Here is a 15046-nt window from a genome sequence, read left to right as displayed (position 1 = left end):
GAACGTGGTACATGTCAGGTCATCGCCTTGCGGCGTATCAGGTGCCCGACTTGATCTTGGTCCAGAGGCGCGTCAGCGTACGCTGCTCTTTCGGTCCGAAAGGCGTCACCGTATAGAGCGTCTCGAGCGCGGCTTCGTCCGGGTAAATCGCGGTATCCCCGATCACGTCCTCGGCGAGGAACTCCTGCGAGGCCTTGTTGCCGTTGGCGTAGTAGACATAGTTGGACGCTGCAGCCATGTTCTCGGCATTCATGATGAAATCCAGGAACTTGTGCGCGCCTTCCGGGTTCGGGGCGTCAACGGGAATGGCCATCTGGTCAAACCACATCAATGCGCCTTCAACCGGTGCATTGTAAGCAACCTCTACACCGTTGCCCGCCTCGGCCGCCCGGTCACGCGCTTGCAGAATGTCGCCGGACCAGCCGAAAGCCACGCAGATGTCGCCGTTGGCGAGCGCGTTGATGTATTCGGAGGAATGGAACTTCTGAACGTGCGGGCGCACGGCCATCAGGATCTCTTCGGCCTTGGCGAGCGACTCGGCGTCCTTGCCGTCGGGGTTCATGCCCGCATAGGCGAGCGCAGCCGGAATGATTTCGGTCGGGGCATCAAGGATGTGCACACCGCAGGAGGCGAGCTTTTCCATGTTGGCCGGGTCCATGATCAGCGACAGCGAGTTGATCGGCGCGTCCGCTCCGAGAACCTCGGCCACTTTGCCGGTGTTTACGCCAATGCCGGTGGTGCCCCACATGTAATTGATCGAATACTCGTTGCCGGGATCGTAGGTCGCCGTGCGGTCCGAGATCACGTCCCACATGTTCGCGCTGTTCGAAAGTTTGGAGGCGTCGAGCTTCTGGAACGCGCCCGCCATGATCTGGCGTTGAAGGAAGGTGCCCGTGGGCACAACCACGTCATAGCCGGAGCCGCCCGCCAACATCTTGGTCTCAAGCAGTTCGTTGCTGTCAAAGACGTCGTAGATCAGATCGATACCGGTTTCCGCCTCGAATTTTTCGAGCAGGCCTTCGTCGATGTAATCGGACCAGTTGTAGACACGGACCTCTTCGGCGGCCGCCATGCCAGCCACAAGTGCGAGGCCGGCGGTGCAAGTCATCAGGGTTTTCATTTCATACTCCCGTTGGTCAATTGGGGTCTTGTGCCCCTTTGGCTCTTGAATTTGATCAAAAGCTGCCTTGCTTGGCAAGCTTTTCGATGTTTCCATGACGCAAGGCACGACGCAAGCCGTGGTTGCCGGTCGTCAGAGCAGCAATTGGGCCAAGTGATGAATATTCAGGCGGAGAAGAACACCGGAGCGGGGCTGCCGGTTCATGAAAAGGTCTACAGACGCGTGCGCGATATGGTTTTGTTCGGGGATATGGTCCCCGGACAGGCGGTCACGATCAACGGGCTGGTCGAGCAAACGGGGGCGGGCATGACCCCAGTGCGCGAAGCGTTGCGGCGTTTGACGGCGGAAGGGGCGCTGGCGGCCTTGGGCAATCGTCGAATCGTCGTCCCGGAGTTGAGCGCGGCGGCAGTTTCCGAGCTGACAAGCGCGCGCCTGGCCTTGGAGCCCTTGTTGGCGCATCGCGCGGTCACGAGCGTGACCGAAGCGGACATTGCCCGATTGACTCGCATCGACGACGCCCTGGATGAAGCGATCACCCGTGGCGATATCGGCGCGTATCTCAAAGAGAACTACCAGTTTCACGATGTCCTCAACGGTCTCGCTGGGGCGCCCATCATCACTGCGATGGTCGAAGGGCTATGGCTGCGTTTCGGCCCGTCTCTTCGCGTGGTTTGCGGACAGCTTGGGACGCGTAACCTGCCGGACCGCCACAAGGAGTTGCTTGAAGCTTTGGCGCGTCGCGATGCGGAAGCGGCGGCGCATGCCATCGAAGAGGATGTGGCCCAAGGCATGGAGCTTGTTGCGCGTGGCATCGCCGGGGGAGCAGATTGACTGACTGTCTTGATTCGATTGACAGGGAATAATTTGATCATATTCTCGCGGTACGCCGTTTGAGAAGGGATCCCGCCATGCCGAATCTGTCAACCAATACCCCAACCGCTGAACTTCAGGCGGTGGACGCAGCGCACCATATGCACCCCTTCACGCATGGCGCGGGGCTTGCGGACAAGGGCGCGCGGATTATCACGCGCGCCGATGGCGTGTGGCTCAATGACAGCGATGGCAATCGCATTCTGGACGCCATGGCCGGGCTGTGGTGTGTCAACGTCGGCTACGGGCGGCATGAATTGGCGGAAGCCGCGGCAAGGCAGATGCGCGAACTGCCTTATTACAATACCTTTTTCCAAACGTCACACGTCCCGGCCATTGCCCTGGCAGAGCGTTTGGCAGAGCTGGCTCCTGGTGATTTGAACCACGTGTTTTATGCAAGTTCCGGATCTGAGGCGAATGACACCAACCTGCGGCTGGTGCGGACCTATTGGGCCGAAAAGGGACAGCCGCAGAAACAATGGGTTATTTCGCGGTGGAACGCTTATCACGGCTCGTCCGTTGGCTCCGGTTCGCTTGGTGGGATGAAGGGAATGCACGCGCAGGGCGGCATGCCTATTCCGGGTATTGCCTACATCGACCAACCAAATTGGTGGGCCGAAGGCGGCGATATGACGCCCGAGGACTTTGGTCTTGAGCGCGCGCGGCAATTGGAGGCCAAGATCCTCGAACTAGGGCCGGAAAACGTGGCGGCTTTCATCGCAGAGCCGGTGCAGGGTGCGGGCGGCGTGATTGTCCCGCCGGAAACCTATTGGCCCGAGATTCAACGCATCGTGGATCAATACGGGATTCTTCTGATCGCGGATGAGGTCATCTGCGGTTTCGGTCGCACCGGCAATTGGTTTGGCTGTCAGACGATGGGCATTCGCCCGGACATCATGACAATCGCCAAGGGCCTGTCTTCCGGGTATCAGCCGATCGGCGGCAGCATCCTGTCGGACGCGGTAGCCGAAGTTATCTCCGGCTGTGAGTTCAACCACGGGTACACGTACAGCGGCCATCCGGTGGCCTGTGCGGTGGCTTTGGAAAACCTGCGTATCCTGCAAGATGAGGGCATCGTTGAGCGGGTTCGTGATGAGACCGGCCCATACCTCAAAGAGAAGTTCGAAGGCTTGACAGAGCACCCGCTTGTCGGCGAGGCCAAAATCGTCGGGATGATGGGGAGCCTTGCGCTCACCCCGGACAAAGCGTCACGCTCGGCGTTCGCGTCGGAAGCGGGCACGGTTGGCTATGTCTGCCGCGAGCGGTGTTTCGCCAACAATCTGATCATGCGTCACGTGGGCGACCGCATGATCATCTCGCCACCGTTGGTAATTTCCCGAGAAGAGATCGATGACTTGATCAACCGCGCCTGGCGTTCGCTGGACGAGGCGCATGTTCTGTTGAAAGAGCAGGGGTTGATGCAGGCTGCCGTGTCAAACTGAGCCGGTTCGGACCGGTTTTCGGCGAAAAGCAGCGGCCTAATGTTTATCCGGCGTGCGAAGTCTTGCCTGTAACGCTTGGCGATACAGGCTGGCTTCATCTGTCTATCAGGTATGGATCACTCTGGTTTGCGGATCGAAGAGTAAGGGCGGAACCACGCGTCCGCAAAAGCCTGACCGTAAACCTGAGCGATGGTTTCGAAGGTAATCAGAGGTACGAGCATGGTTCTTCTCCTGACAAATGCGCCTGTTCGAACAATCGGTAGCGCAATAAAGAAACCAATCATATGCGACAAATGTACTATTCTTGCGCACGGGTCTGATCATTCTCGCTGCGCGGCGCCTTGAAGTCTGCGTTCTTCGCTCAAAAGGACCGTTTCAGAATCAAACTTCTGCTGCTAGGTATTGTGGGGTGAATACACATACCCCCAATATGCGCCCTGTCATTCGACAGCTGGACGACACGGCCATCAATCGGATCGCTGCTGGTGAGGTGGTGGAGCGTCCTGCGTCGGCGGTCAAGGAATTGGTTGAAAACGCAGTTGACGCAGGCGCGCGCCGCATTGGCATCGAAATCGCCGATGGCGGCAAGACCCTGATCCGGATCACTGACGATGGGTGCGGCATGCTTGCCGACGAGTTGCCCCTGGCCTTGTCCCGTCATGCCACCTCCAAGATCGACGGAACGGATCTTCTGAACATCAATTCGTTCGGCTTTCGGGGTGAAGCTCTGCCGTCGCTGGGCGCTGTTGGTCGTCTGACGATCCAGAGCCGGGCGCGCGGCGCGGAGGCCTGCGAGATCAGCGTCAGTGGCGGTGAGATGAGCGCGGTCAAACCCTGCGCGCTCAATGCCGGAACCGTTGTAACTCTGCGTGATCTGTTTTTCGCCACACCGGCGCGCCTAAAGTTCCTGCGCACGGACCGCGCCGAAATGCAGGCGATCACCGATGTGGTCAAACGCTTGGCCATGGCGGAGCCGTCGATCGGGTTCACCCTGAAAGATGTCTCGGGCGGCAAGGATCGTGTAACGTTCCGGACCGATCCGGAAAGCGGGGATCTGTTTGATGCTTTGCGCGGGCGGCTTGGACGGATCATGGGGGCGGAGTTCATCGAGAACGCGCTGGCCATCGATGCAGAGCGCGAAGGCTTTCGTCTCACCGGCTACGCCGCTCTGCCGACCTATTCGCGCGGATCGGCTGTGGCTCAGTACCTTTTTGTCAACGGCCGTCCGGTTCGGGACAAGATGCTGATCGGCGCGTTGCGCGGGGCCTACCATGATTTCCTGTCGCGAGAGCGGCACCCGGCTGTAGCGCTCTTCGTTGATTGTGATCCGCATAAGGTGGATGTGAACGTCCATCCGGCCAAGTCTGAAGTCCGCTTCCGGGACCCCGGGGTTGTGCGGGGTCTGATCGTATCTGCGCTGCGGCACGCTCTGGCCGAGGCCGGACACCGCGCGTCCAGCACAGTCGCCGAGGCGACCTTGGCCGCGATGCGCCCCGAAACGCCTGCCGAGCCGCGCGTTTACCAGATGGACCGTCCAAGCGGATTCGCGCGGGGTGTGTCCTACGCCATGCAGGCCCCCGCCGCACCTGCTCCGGAGCCGGGGTTTGCGGAAGTGGCGCAGGCCTGGTCCGGACGTGTGGTTGAGGATACACCTGAACAATCGAACAACCCGGATCCGGAGCACCTCCCACTTGGCGCTGCGCGCGGGCAGGTTCATGAGAACTACATCATCGCCCAGACCGAAGACGGGATTGTCATCGTGGATCAGCACGCGGCCCATGAACGGCTGGTCTATGAAAAACTGAAGCGGCAGATGAAAGAGAATGGGGTTGCAGCCCAGGCGCTTCTGATTCCCGACGTGGTCGAACTGTCAGCGGGGGATCGGGATGCGCTTCTTGCTGTTGCTGATGATCTGACACGCATGGGGCTGACGCTGGAGCCTTTTGGTGGCGGAGCTGTCGCTGTGCGAGAGACGCCTGCCATTCTGGGGGAAGTCAACGCCAAGGCCCTGATCGAGGACATTCTTGATGAACTGTCGGATCAGGGGCAGAGCCAGCTTGTGCAGGAAAAGATCGAAGCGATCCTGAGCCGGGTTGCCTGCCACGGGTCCATTCGCTCCGGTCGCCGTATGCGCGGTGAGGAGATGGACGCGCTTCTGCGCGAGATGGAGGCGACGCCACATTCCGGCCAGTGCAATCACGGACGCCCGACGTATGTTGAGTTGAAATTGTCAGACATCGAACGGCTCTTCGGGCGCACATGATCCGGATTGGAGAGACGGAGTTTGCGCTGGACGATCCGATTGTTCTGATCGGCCTCGGGCTTGCCACCCTCGTTCTGATCCTTCTTGTCACCGCTGCGCGTGGTGCGGGGCGCTCCGCCCGGGCTGTCGAACCTCTGGCTCGGCAAATGAACGCTTTGAACCAGCGGGTCAGCGGTTTGTCAGATGGGCAGGAGCGCCTCGCCGGAGGTCTGACTCATGTCAGCGAGGCACAGGCCCACAGCCAAACTGCGATGTTGCAGCTGATGGAGCAAAGGCTTGCCGAGGTTCAGGAGAAGATGGGCGAGAGCCTGACCGGATCCGCCCGCCGAACCGCGAAGTCGCTGGGTGAGTTGCAGGAACGCTTGATGGTGATTGATCAGGCGCAGGCCAATATCACCAAGCTGTCCGGCGATGTGCTGTCTCTGCAGGACATCCTGTCGAACAAACAGACACGCGGCGCGTTTGGCGAGATTCAACTGCGCGACATTGTTGGCAAAGCGCTTCCCGCGGACAGTTTCACCATGCAGGCCACTCTGTCTAACGGCCGCCGCGCCGATTGCTTGGTCCATTTGCCCAACCCGCCCGGGCCGATTGTCATCGACGCCAAGTTTCCGCTTGAGGCCTACGAGGCCTTGCGCCGTGCCAAATCCCCGGAAGAGATGGTACGCGCGCAGGGGCAGATGCGAATCTCGCTGCGTCGCCACATCCGGGACATTTCGGACAAGTACATCATTGAAGGGGAAACCGCCGATGGCGCCCTGATGTTCCTTCCCTCTGAGGCGGTCTATGCGGAGCTGCACGCAAACTATGCCGAGATTGTGCGTGAGGGGTTCGCAGCGAAGGTCTGGATTGTCTCTCCAACCACCTGCATGGCGACTTTGAACACCATGCGTGCCATTTTGAAGGACGCCCGCATGCGCGAACAGGCGGGAGCGATCCGCAAGGAATTGCACCTGTTGTTTGCCGATGTGGAGCGCCTTGGAGCCCGCGTTGCCAATCTGGACCGGCACTTTGGTCAGGCCTCAAAGGATATCGAGGAAATCAAGATCAGTGCGGACAAGGCAGGAAAGCGGGCGCGGCGGCTGGATAACTTTGACTTTGAAGAAGTTGCACGCGAAGGTGAGGAGCGATTGCCGCTGACTGAACCCGGAGAGTGATATGCCCTTTGCCCCACAGGTCCTGAACGATGCGGATTTGAGAGGGTTGGGATTGACGTCAGAGGATATCGTTGAAGCGATTTCCCGAACCATTCTGGCGCAGGCCGAAGGCAAGCTGATCACCACACCCAAGAGCGTGATCCAACCCGGCGATGGCCGGTACATGATGACGACATTGGCCAGCGGCGATGTGACAGTTGTGAAGGCGGTGACGGTTTGTCCGGACAACCCCGCGCTCGGTTTGCCCTCGATTACTGGAGCGATCATGGTTCTGGATGCGCGAACGGGCGAGTGCCTGGCGTTGATGGATGCCGAGTGGATTACGGCGGTGCGCACGGCAGGCTTGTCCGCGGTCGCCGCAAAGCACCTCGCTACGTCTGATGCAAAGGTCATGAGCTTTGTCGGGTGCGGGGTGCAGGCGCGCTCTCATCTCGATTTGTTTGCGGGGCTTTTTCCGCTGGAGGAGGTACGCCTGTCCGGGCGCGGAAAGGCGAACATCGATCTGCTGCGCGCGCAGGCTGACGCGGCTGGGCTGAAGGTTGTACTTTGCGACAGGCCGGAGCAGGCTTTGGACGAAACAGATATTGTTGTCAGTTCGATCCCGATCACCTACAGCGGCCTTCCCTTTCTCGATGCGGGACGGTTGAAGCCGGGCGCGCTGGCGATCGTGACGGACGCCGCGAAGCCATGGGACCGCACGACGTTTTCGGCCTTTGGCACGGTTGTTGTTGATGACCGGGAACAGGAAACGGGCATGCCGGAGCCGATGGTGCCGCCCGAGCGGATTGCCGCAGACTTGCCGGAACTGCTCAAGGACGGTGTGCGAATCGACGCGCGGCCACGCGCGTTCATGTTCCGTGGGATTGCTGCCGGGGATTACGCGCTGGCTGCGAAAGTCTGGGAAAAGATCAGCACCCGTGCGTCCTGAAGGCCGACCCGTAACAAAATTTCGCGCAAGATAAGCGTGATAGAATAAAGTTTAACATTGAACTATCGCCATGCGTCAGGCGCATGGATGCTATGCGGGTGGCTATCTGCCAAAGTCAAATTTGGATTGCTACACAGCGTATCAACGATGTTTAGCGTTGGGAGGGGCTGCATCTGATTGATCTCTCCCGGGCAAAAACGAAAATGGTTTAACTCTAAACCAAATGCCGCGCCAAGAAGGCGCAGAAAGGGAAGAGGCCCATGAAAGACACTCCACAGGACATTGATCCGGTCGAAAGCCAGGAATGGCAGGAGGCCGTTGAGGATATCATTGAACGCGACGGAGCAGATCGCGCGCATTTCCTGCTTGATAAGGCCGTTCAACGGGCGCGTGCGGCAGGGGCCAAGCTTCCCTTCTCGTCGACCACGCCTTACCAGAACACCATTTCCCCCGACGATGAAGTCGACATGCCGGGCGACAGCGAGATGGAATGGCGCATTCGCACCATCAACCGCTGGAACGCCATGGCAACGGTGGTCAAGCGCAACAAGGAAAGCAGCGAATACGGCGGGCACATTGCCTCCTTTGCTTCTTCCGCCGCGCTCTATGATATCGGTCTGAACCACTTCTGGCGCTCGAAGTCCGCCATCCACGGCGGCGATCTTGTCTTCTTCCAGGGCCACGTTGTGCCGGGCATCTATGCGCGCAGCTTCATGGAAGGCCGGATCAGCGAAGAAGAGCTGAAGAACTTCCGCTCCGAAGTCGCCGGCGGTGGTCTGTCGTCTTATCCGCACCCCTGGCTGATGCCGGAATACTGGCAGTTCCCGACCGTCTCCATGGGCCTTGGTCCGCTGATGGCGATCTACCAGGCGCGCTTCATGAAGTACCTCGAAAACCGGGGTCTCATCGAGAAGCAGGACCGCAAGGTCTGGGCTTTCCTCGGTGACGGAGAAATGGACGAACCTGAATCGCTGGGTGCCATCCATCTGGCGGCCCGTGAAGGCCTCGACAACCTGATCTTCGTGGTGAACTGCAACCTGCAGCGCCTCGACGGCCCGGTGCGCGGCAACTCCAAGATCGTTCAGGAACTCGAAGGCAACTTCCGTGGCTCCGGCTGGGACGTGATCAAGCTGCTTTGGGGCAAGGGCTGGGATGAACTGCTGGAGAAAGACACCTCCGGCAAGCTGCGCCAGCTGATGGATGAAACCATTGACGGCGATTACCAGACGTTCAAATCCAAGGACGGCGCCTACATCCGCGAGCATTTCTTCGGCAAATATCCGGAGACAGCGGAACTGGTCAAAGACTGGACCGACGATCAGATCTGGGCGCTGCGCCGCGGTGGCCACGATCCGAAGAAAGTCTACAACGCCTTCAAACGGGCTTCGGAAGCAGACGGGCAACCCACTGTTCTTCTGGTGAAAACGGTCAAGGGTTACGGCATGGGTACTGCTGGCGAAGGCCAGAACACGACCCACCAACAAAAGAAAATGCAGCTCGACCAGCTCAAGGCAATGCGCGACCGTTTCAAGATTCCGGTCACCGACGAAGAGCTTGAAAAGGACATTCCTTTTGTCAGCCTGAACAACGCGCAGAAAGCCTACCTGGCCGACCGTCGCAAAGAACTTGGCGGGGTGTTCCCGAAGCGGGAGACGCAATCGCCGAAGCTGGAGATCCCGGCGCTCGACAAGTTCAAGAAGGAACTGCAAAGCACTGGTGAGCGCGAAATCAGCACCACGATGGCCTTTGTGCGCATCCTGACCACGCTTTTGCGCGACAAGCAGATCGGCAAGCAGATCGTGCCGATTGTTCCCGATGAGAGCCGAACCTTCGGCATGGAAGGTCTGTTCCGTTCCGTGGGTATCTACAACCCGCTGGGCCAGAACTACACGCCCGAAGACCGCGACCAGATGATGTTCTACAAAGAGAGCAAGGACGGTCAGGTTCTGCAGGAAGGCATCAACGAAGCGGGCGCCATGGCCGATTGGATTGCAGCCGCAACGGCCTATTCCAACCACGGCGTGCCGATGATCCCGTTCTTCATCTACTACTCGATGTTCGGGTTCCAGCGGATCGGCGATCTGGCCTGGGCCGCAGGCGACAGCCGCGCGCGGGGCTTCATGCTCGGCGGCACCGCAGGCCGGACCACGCTGAATGGCGAAGGTCTTCAGCACGAGGACGGCCACAGCCACATCCTCGCCGGGACCATCCCGAACTGCATCAGCTATGACCCGACTTTCTCTTATGAAGTCGCGGTGATCGTGCAGCACGGCATGAAGCGGATGTATGAGGAACAGGAAGACGTGTTCTTCTACCTCACCCTGATGAACGAGAACTACAGCCACCCGGATATGCCGATGGGCTCTGAAGAGGGCATCATCAAGGGTCTGTATCGGATGAAGAAAACCGCGCGTCCGGGCAAGAAGCACGTCAACCTGATCGGCTCCGGCACGATCCTGATGCAGGCGATCAAGGCGGCGGACATGCTGAAGGAAGACTTCGGCGTGACATCCGACATCTGGTCCGCAACCAGCTTCAACGAGCTGGCCCGCGATTGCCAGGACGTGGCGCGCTTCAACCGCCTGAACCCGCTGGCCAAGGAACGGACGTCTTATGTGTCCGATCTTCTGACCGGGGCAAAAGGGCCGTTCATCGCGGCAACAGACTACATGAAGAACTACGCCGAACAGATCCGCGCCTGCGTTCCGGGCCGGTACACGGTTCTCGGGACGGACGGCTTTGGCCGCTCGGACAGCCGGGTGAACCTGCGGCGTCACTTCGAGGTGGATGCGAAACACATTGCGGCGGCAGCCATGGTGGATCTCTTCCGCGAAGGATCTGTGAGCGAGAAGGACCTCGAGAAGGCCCTGAAGAAATACGACATCGACGGCGGCAAGCCGAACCCGCGCACGGCGTAAGCGGGAACGAGGAGAAATAGACATGACAACTGAAGTTAAAGTTCCCGATATCGGCGATTTTTCCAATGTGCCGGTGGTGACGGTTCTGGTTTCTGTAGGTGACGAGATCGCCGTGGAAGACCCGATCGTCGAATTGGAAAGCGACAAGGCGACCATGGAGGTTCCGGCCTCCCATGCGGGCGTCGTGAAGGAGATCAAGGTGGCCGAAGGGGACACGGTTTCCGAAGGCTCCGTGATCCTGCTCGTCGAGGCCTCTGGCGCGGCTGAAGCGCCTGCTGAAGAGCCAAAGGCGGCTCCGGCGGCAGCGCCTGCTCCGGCTGCTGCTCCGGCTGCGGCCCCGGCGCCTGCACCCAAGACCGATGCGGGCTTCTCCAAGGTGCACGCCTCTCCCTCGGTGCGCGCCTTCGCGCGCCGTGTTGAGGTTGATCTGAACACCGTGAACGGCACGGGCCGTAAGGGTCGTATCCTGCGCGAAGACGTTGAAAAAGCGTTGAAAGCCGTTGCAGCACCAGCGGCAACCGGCGGCGCGGTTCAGGGCGGCATGGGTATTCCGCCGATCCCGGCCGTGGACTTCTCCAAGTTCGGTCCCGTCGAAGACGTGGAAATGCCGCGGATCAAGAAGATCTCCGGCCCTGCGCTGCACCGCTCCTGGCTCAACATCCCGCATGTCACGCACAACGACGAAGCGGACATCACCGAGCTGGACAAGTACCGCAAGGAAATGGACACGCAGGCCAAGGAAGAGGGCTACCGCGTCACGCTGCTGTCCTTTGTCATCAAGGCCAGCGTCTCTGCGCTCAAACAGCACTGGGAATTCAACTCGTCGATCCATCCTGATGGCGACAAGCTGATCAAGAAGGACTTCTACAACATCGGTTTTGCGGCGGACACGCCGAACGGCCTGATGGTTCCGGTGATCAAGGATGCAGACCGCAAGGGACTCGTGGAGATTTCCAAGGAACTGATGACCCTGTCCAAAGCAGCCCGTGAAGGCAACCTGAAGTCCAAGGACATGCAGGGCGCGACCTTCACCATTTCGTCGCTTGGCGGCATCGGCGGCACCAGCTTCACGCCCATCGTGAACGCGCCGGAAGTGGCGATCCTTGGTCTCACGCGCTCCAAGATGGCCCCGGTCTGGAATGGCGAGGAGTTTGTGCCGCGTCTGATGCAGCCGCTGTCGCTGTCTTATGACCACCGTGCCGTCGACGGTGCCTTGGCTGCACGCTTCTGCGTGACGCTCAAGACGCTGCTTGGCGATATGCGCAAACTGATGTGGTGAGGTAAGAACAATGGATGTTAAAGTACCCGATATCGGCGATTTCTCTGACGTTCCTGTCGTCACGGTTCTTGTCTCGGTTGGCGATACCGTCTCCGAAGAAGATCCGCTGATCGAGATCGAAAGCGACAAAGCGACGATGGAAGTCCCGTCGCCTGCCGCCGGTAAGGTCAGCGAAATCAAAGTGTCCGAAGGCGACAAGGTCTCCGAAGGGACGGTGATTTTGGTGCTCGAAGGGGCAGCCGCCGCCGAAACGGCAAGCGCGCCAGCAGAGGCACCCGCCGCTGAAGCGCCGAAAGCCGTTGCTGCGACAGGCTCCGCCACCGGTCCCGGTGATGTGCATGCTGAAGTGGTTGTTCTGGGCTCCGGCCCGGGCGGCTACACCGCGGCTTTCCGCGCAGCGGATCTTGGCAAGAAGGTCGTTTTGATCGAACGTAACCCGCGGCTGGGCGGTGTTTGCCTGAATGTCGGCTGTATTCCGTCGAAGGCCCTTCTGCACGTGGCAAAGGTGATTACCGAGGCCGAGGAAATGTCCTCCCACGGGATCAGCTTTGGCAAGCCGAAGATCGATCTTGATGAACTGCGCTCCTTCAAGGATGGCGTTGTTGGTCAGTTGACCGGCGGGCTTGATGGATTGTCCAAAGGCCGCAAGGTGCAGATCGTGCGCGGTTACGGCAAGTTCACCGGCCCGAACATGATCGAAGTCGAGGGTGACGAGGGCAAAACCACCGTCAGCTTTGATCAGTGCATCATTGCGGCGGGCTCCGAGCCCGTGGCGCTGCCCTTCATCCCCGAAGATGACCGTGTGATCGATTCCACCGGTGCTCTGGAACTCAGGGATGTTCCGAAGCGGATGCTGGTGCTGGGTGGCGGCATCATCGGGCTTGAGATGGCCTGCGTCTATGACGCGCTGGGCTCCAAGGTGACCGTGGTCGAACTGATGGACCAGATCATCCCGGGCGCGGACAAAGACATCGTCAAACCGCTGATGAACCGCATCAAGGGCCGTTACGAGAACATCTTCCTCAAAACCAAGGTGATCGCTGTTGAAGCCCTCAAAGGCGGCATGAAAGTGACCTTCGAGGACGACAAGGGCGAGAGCTTCTCGGACACCTTCGACAAGGTTCTGGTTGCTGTGGGCCGCAAGCCCAACGGCAAGCTGATCAACGCCGAGGCTGCTGGTGTTGCAGTGGATGATCGCGGCTTCATCGCCGTCGACGCCCAGCAACGCACGGGCGTTCCGCATGTCTTCGCCATCGGTGATGTGGTGGGCCAGCCCATGCTGGCGCACAAGGCCGTACACGAAGGCAAGGTCGCGGCAGAGGTTTGCGCCGGTGAGAAGCGTTTCTTCGATGCGAAGCTGATCCCGTCCGTGGCCTATACCGATCCAGAAGTGGCTTGGTGCGGTCTGACGGAGACAGAAGCAAAGGCCAAAGGCGTGAAGTTCGAAAAGGGCGTGTTCCCTTGGGCTGCCTCGGGCAAGTCGCTGTCGAACGGGCGTTCCGAAGGCATGACCAAGTTGCTGTTTGATCCCGAAGATCAGCGCGTGATCGGGGCCTGCATCGTCGGCACCAACGCCGGGGATCTGATCTCCGAATGTGCACTGGCGATTGAGATGGGCGCGGATGCGGTTGACCTTGGTCACACCATCCACCCGCACCCGACGCTGTCAGAAACGGTGAACTTTGCCGCCGAAATGTTCGAAGGCACGATCACCGATCTGATGCCGCCTCGGAAGAAAAAGAAGCACTGAACACGCTTCGCAAAAAAAAAACGCAGGACGCGCGCGGCACAAGCCGCGCGCGTTTTGCGTTTCAGAGTGGTAAAGCCTTTAGATGCCGACGAAAGGTTGGGCCAGTCTCGGAAGCCAGCCTTTGAACCGAAGCGGAGCATCGGTCACGGCCAGACAAATGCAATCTTCGGAAATGTCAGCCACCGGCATGTGCTCCAGATCGTCAGACGCCACCTCGATATCGCCGGGGCCGTAGCGACCCACCTCATCGTGGAAGGCTCCTTGCAAAACCAGGGTCAGTTCAAGACCGTTGTGCCCGTGATCCGGAACAGCCGTCCCGGCCGGGATATAGAGCAAACGCGCTGTCGCTTCGGAAGAGGTGGCCAGTATGGATTGCTTGACGCCAAGGCCAACAGGCCGCCACTGCACGTCATCAAAACTGTGCCCGATGTAATCGGCCAATGGCGCCGGAATAGCCGGATTCGTCCGAGGACGAATTGAACCGACGGGTGTATCGGACGTCGCGTGGATGCGGGCCAGCACGCTGTCCAGACTTCCAGCATTGACGGCGGCTGGCGCGGACGCGTCAACCACTGCACCGCCGATGGCGTCATAGGCTGAAAGCGCCGCGCGGCAGCTGTCGCACAAGCTGATATGTGTGGCCACAGCAAGGCTCACTGCTTCGGGCAGTGTACCGGCTGAGTATCCTGCGATCAGGTCTTCTGTGAGGTGATGCGTGATGTCGTTTTTCATTTAGGCGTTGCTCATGGCGTGGCGAAGGCGATCTAGGGCGAGGCGGATCCGGGACTTTATCGTCCCTAAGGGAAGTCCGGTCACCTCGGCAATTTCGGAGTGACTGAGGTCTCCGAAATAGGCCTTTTCGATCAACTCGCGTTGCTTGTCGGGCAGGGCGGCGATGGCCACCCCAAGTTGCTCAGTTTCCTGTTGGAGTCCAAGCACGTCGGCCTGGTCCGGCTCTGCTTCAGGCCCCCATGACAAATCTTCCGGTTCGGGGCGTTTTTGCTTTCGCAGAATGTCTATTTTTCGGTTTCGCGCGATCGTGAAAATCCACGTCGCAACGGAGGCCCGGGACGGATCAAATTGTGCGGCTTTGCGCCAGATCGTCGTCATAACGTCCTGCATGATCTCTTCCGCAGTGCTTTCGTCGGAACCGGACCGCATGAGGAACCCTTTCACCCTTGGAGCGAAATGCTCAAAGAGTTGGACAAACGCGGTTTCATCGCGTGCGTCCCGGATCCGGACCATGACGGCCACCCATTCCGCTGCTGCTTCGCTGGTGTCTCGGGTCAATTTCTTGCTTGTGCCTCTGCGTCGCTCTT

At 59.6% G+C, this 15046-nt stretch carries 11 protein-coding genes; 8 read left to right on the top strand and 3 right to left on the bottom strand.

Going from position 1 to position 15046, the window contains the following annotated elements; translation table 11 throughout:
* Positions 1 to 37: 37 nt before the first annotated feature.
* The gene (locus E4662_RS11495) at positions 38 to 1120 is read right to left on the bottom strand and encodes a polyamine ABC transporter substrate-binding protein (protein WP_136441712.1); all 1083 of its coding nucleotides are present in this window, start codon (positions 1118 to 1120) and stop codon (positions 38 to 40) included.
* A gap of 156 nt (positions 1121 to 1276) precedes the next feature.
* Between E4662_RS11495 and E4662_RS11490 the strand changes: the two genes are divergently transcribed.
* From E4662_RS11490 to lpdA, 8 genes are all read left to right on the top strand, one after another.
* Entirely contained in the window at positions 1277 to 1951 is a 675-nt protein-coding gene (locus tag E4662_RS11490; RefSeq protein WP_136441711.1) for a GntR family transcriptional regulator, read from the top strand.
* A 77-nt stretch (positions 1952 to 2028) separates the two neighbouring features.
* Positions 2029 to 3432 (top strand): aspartate aminotransferase family protein, encoded by a 1404-nt coding sequence (locus E4662_RS11485; protein WP_136441710.1) that lies wholly within the window; start codon positions 2029 to 2031, stop codon positions 3430 to 3432.
* Positions 3433 to 3862: 430 nt separating this feature from the next.
* Positions 3863 to 5695, top strand: coding sequence for a DNA mismatch repair endonuclease MutL (mutL, locus tag E4662_RS11480; protein WP_136442101.1), 1833 nt, complete (start codon positions 3863 to 3865; stop codon positions 5693 to 5695).
* A complete protein-coding gene (locus E4662_RS11475; RefSeq protein WP_136441709.1) occupies positions 5692 to 6852 on the top strand; it encodes a DNA recombination protein RmuC in 1161 nt (386 codons plus the stop codon). The genes mutL and E4662_RS11475 overlap by 4 nt, the downstream gene beginning before the upstream one ends.
* 1 nt (position 6853) lies before the next feature.
* The gene (locus E4662_RS11470; protein WP_136441708.1) at positions 6854 to 7780 is read left to right on the top strand and encodes an ornithine cyclodeaminase family protein; all 927 of its coding nucleotides are present in this window, start codon (positions 6854 to 6856) and stop codon (positions 7778 to 7780) included.
* A 260-nt stretch (positions 7781 to 8040) separates the two neighbouring features.
* Positions 8041 to 10698: a pyruvate dehydrogenase (acetyl-transferring), homodimeric type gene (gene aceE / locus E4662_RS11465; RefSeq protein WP_136441707.1), complete on the top strand. Its 2658-nt coding sequence runs from the start codon at positions 8041 to 8043 to the stop codon at positions 10696 to 10698.
* A gap of 16 nt (positions 10699 to 10714) precedes the next feature.
* The gene (gene aceF, locus E4662_RS11460) at positions 10715 to 11977 is read left to right on the top strand and encodes a dihydrolipoyllysine-residue acetyltransferase (RefSeq protein WP_338113511.1); all 1263 of its coding nucleotides are present in this window, start codon (positions 10715 to 10717) and stop codon (positions 11975 to 11977) included.
* A gap of 10 nt (positions 11978 to 11987) precedes the next feature.
* On the top strand, positions 11988 to 13727 hold the full coding sequence (gene lpdA / locus E4662_RS11455) for a dihydrolipoyl dehydrogenase (protein ID WP_136441705.1): 1740 nt from the start codon (positions 11988 to 11990) through the stop codon (positions 13725 to 13727).
* A 78-nt stretch (positions 13728 to 13805) separates the two neighbouring features.
* Here the strand turns inward: lpdA and E4662_RS11450 are convergent, their stop codons facing one another.
* Together E4662_RS11450 and E4662_RS11445 are read right to left on the bottom strand one after the other, a co-directional pair.
* Positions 13806 to 14459, bottom strand: a complete 654-nt coding sequence (locus E4662_RS11450; protein ID WP_136441704.1) for a ChrR family anti-sigma-E factor — start codon at positions 14457 to 14459, stop codon at positions 13806 to 13808.
* Positions 14460 to 14972 carry a sigma-70 family RNA polymerase sigma factor gene (locus E4662_RS11445; RefSeq protein WP_240705192.1) on the bottom strand — a complete coding sequence of 171 codons (513 nt, stop codon included), beginning with the start codon at positions 14970 to 14972 and terminating at the stop codon, positions 14460 to 14462.
* Between the last annotated feature and the right edge of the window lie 74 nt (positions 14973 to 15046).

Origin of the sequence: Pacificoceanicola onchidii, from assembly GCF_004804335.1 — a bacterium.
GTDB lineage: Bacteria > Pseudomonadota > Alphaproteobacteria > Rhodobacterales > Rhodobacteraceae > Pacificoceanicola > Pacificoceanicola onchidii.
The sequence above is the reverse complement of the archived record's forward strand: the minus strand, read 5'-3'. Positions and strand labels throughout refer to the sequence as shown.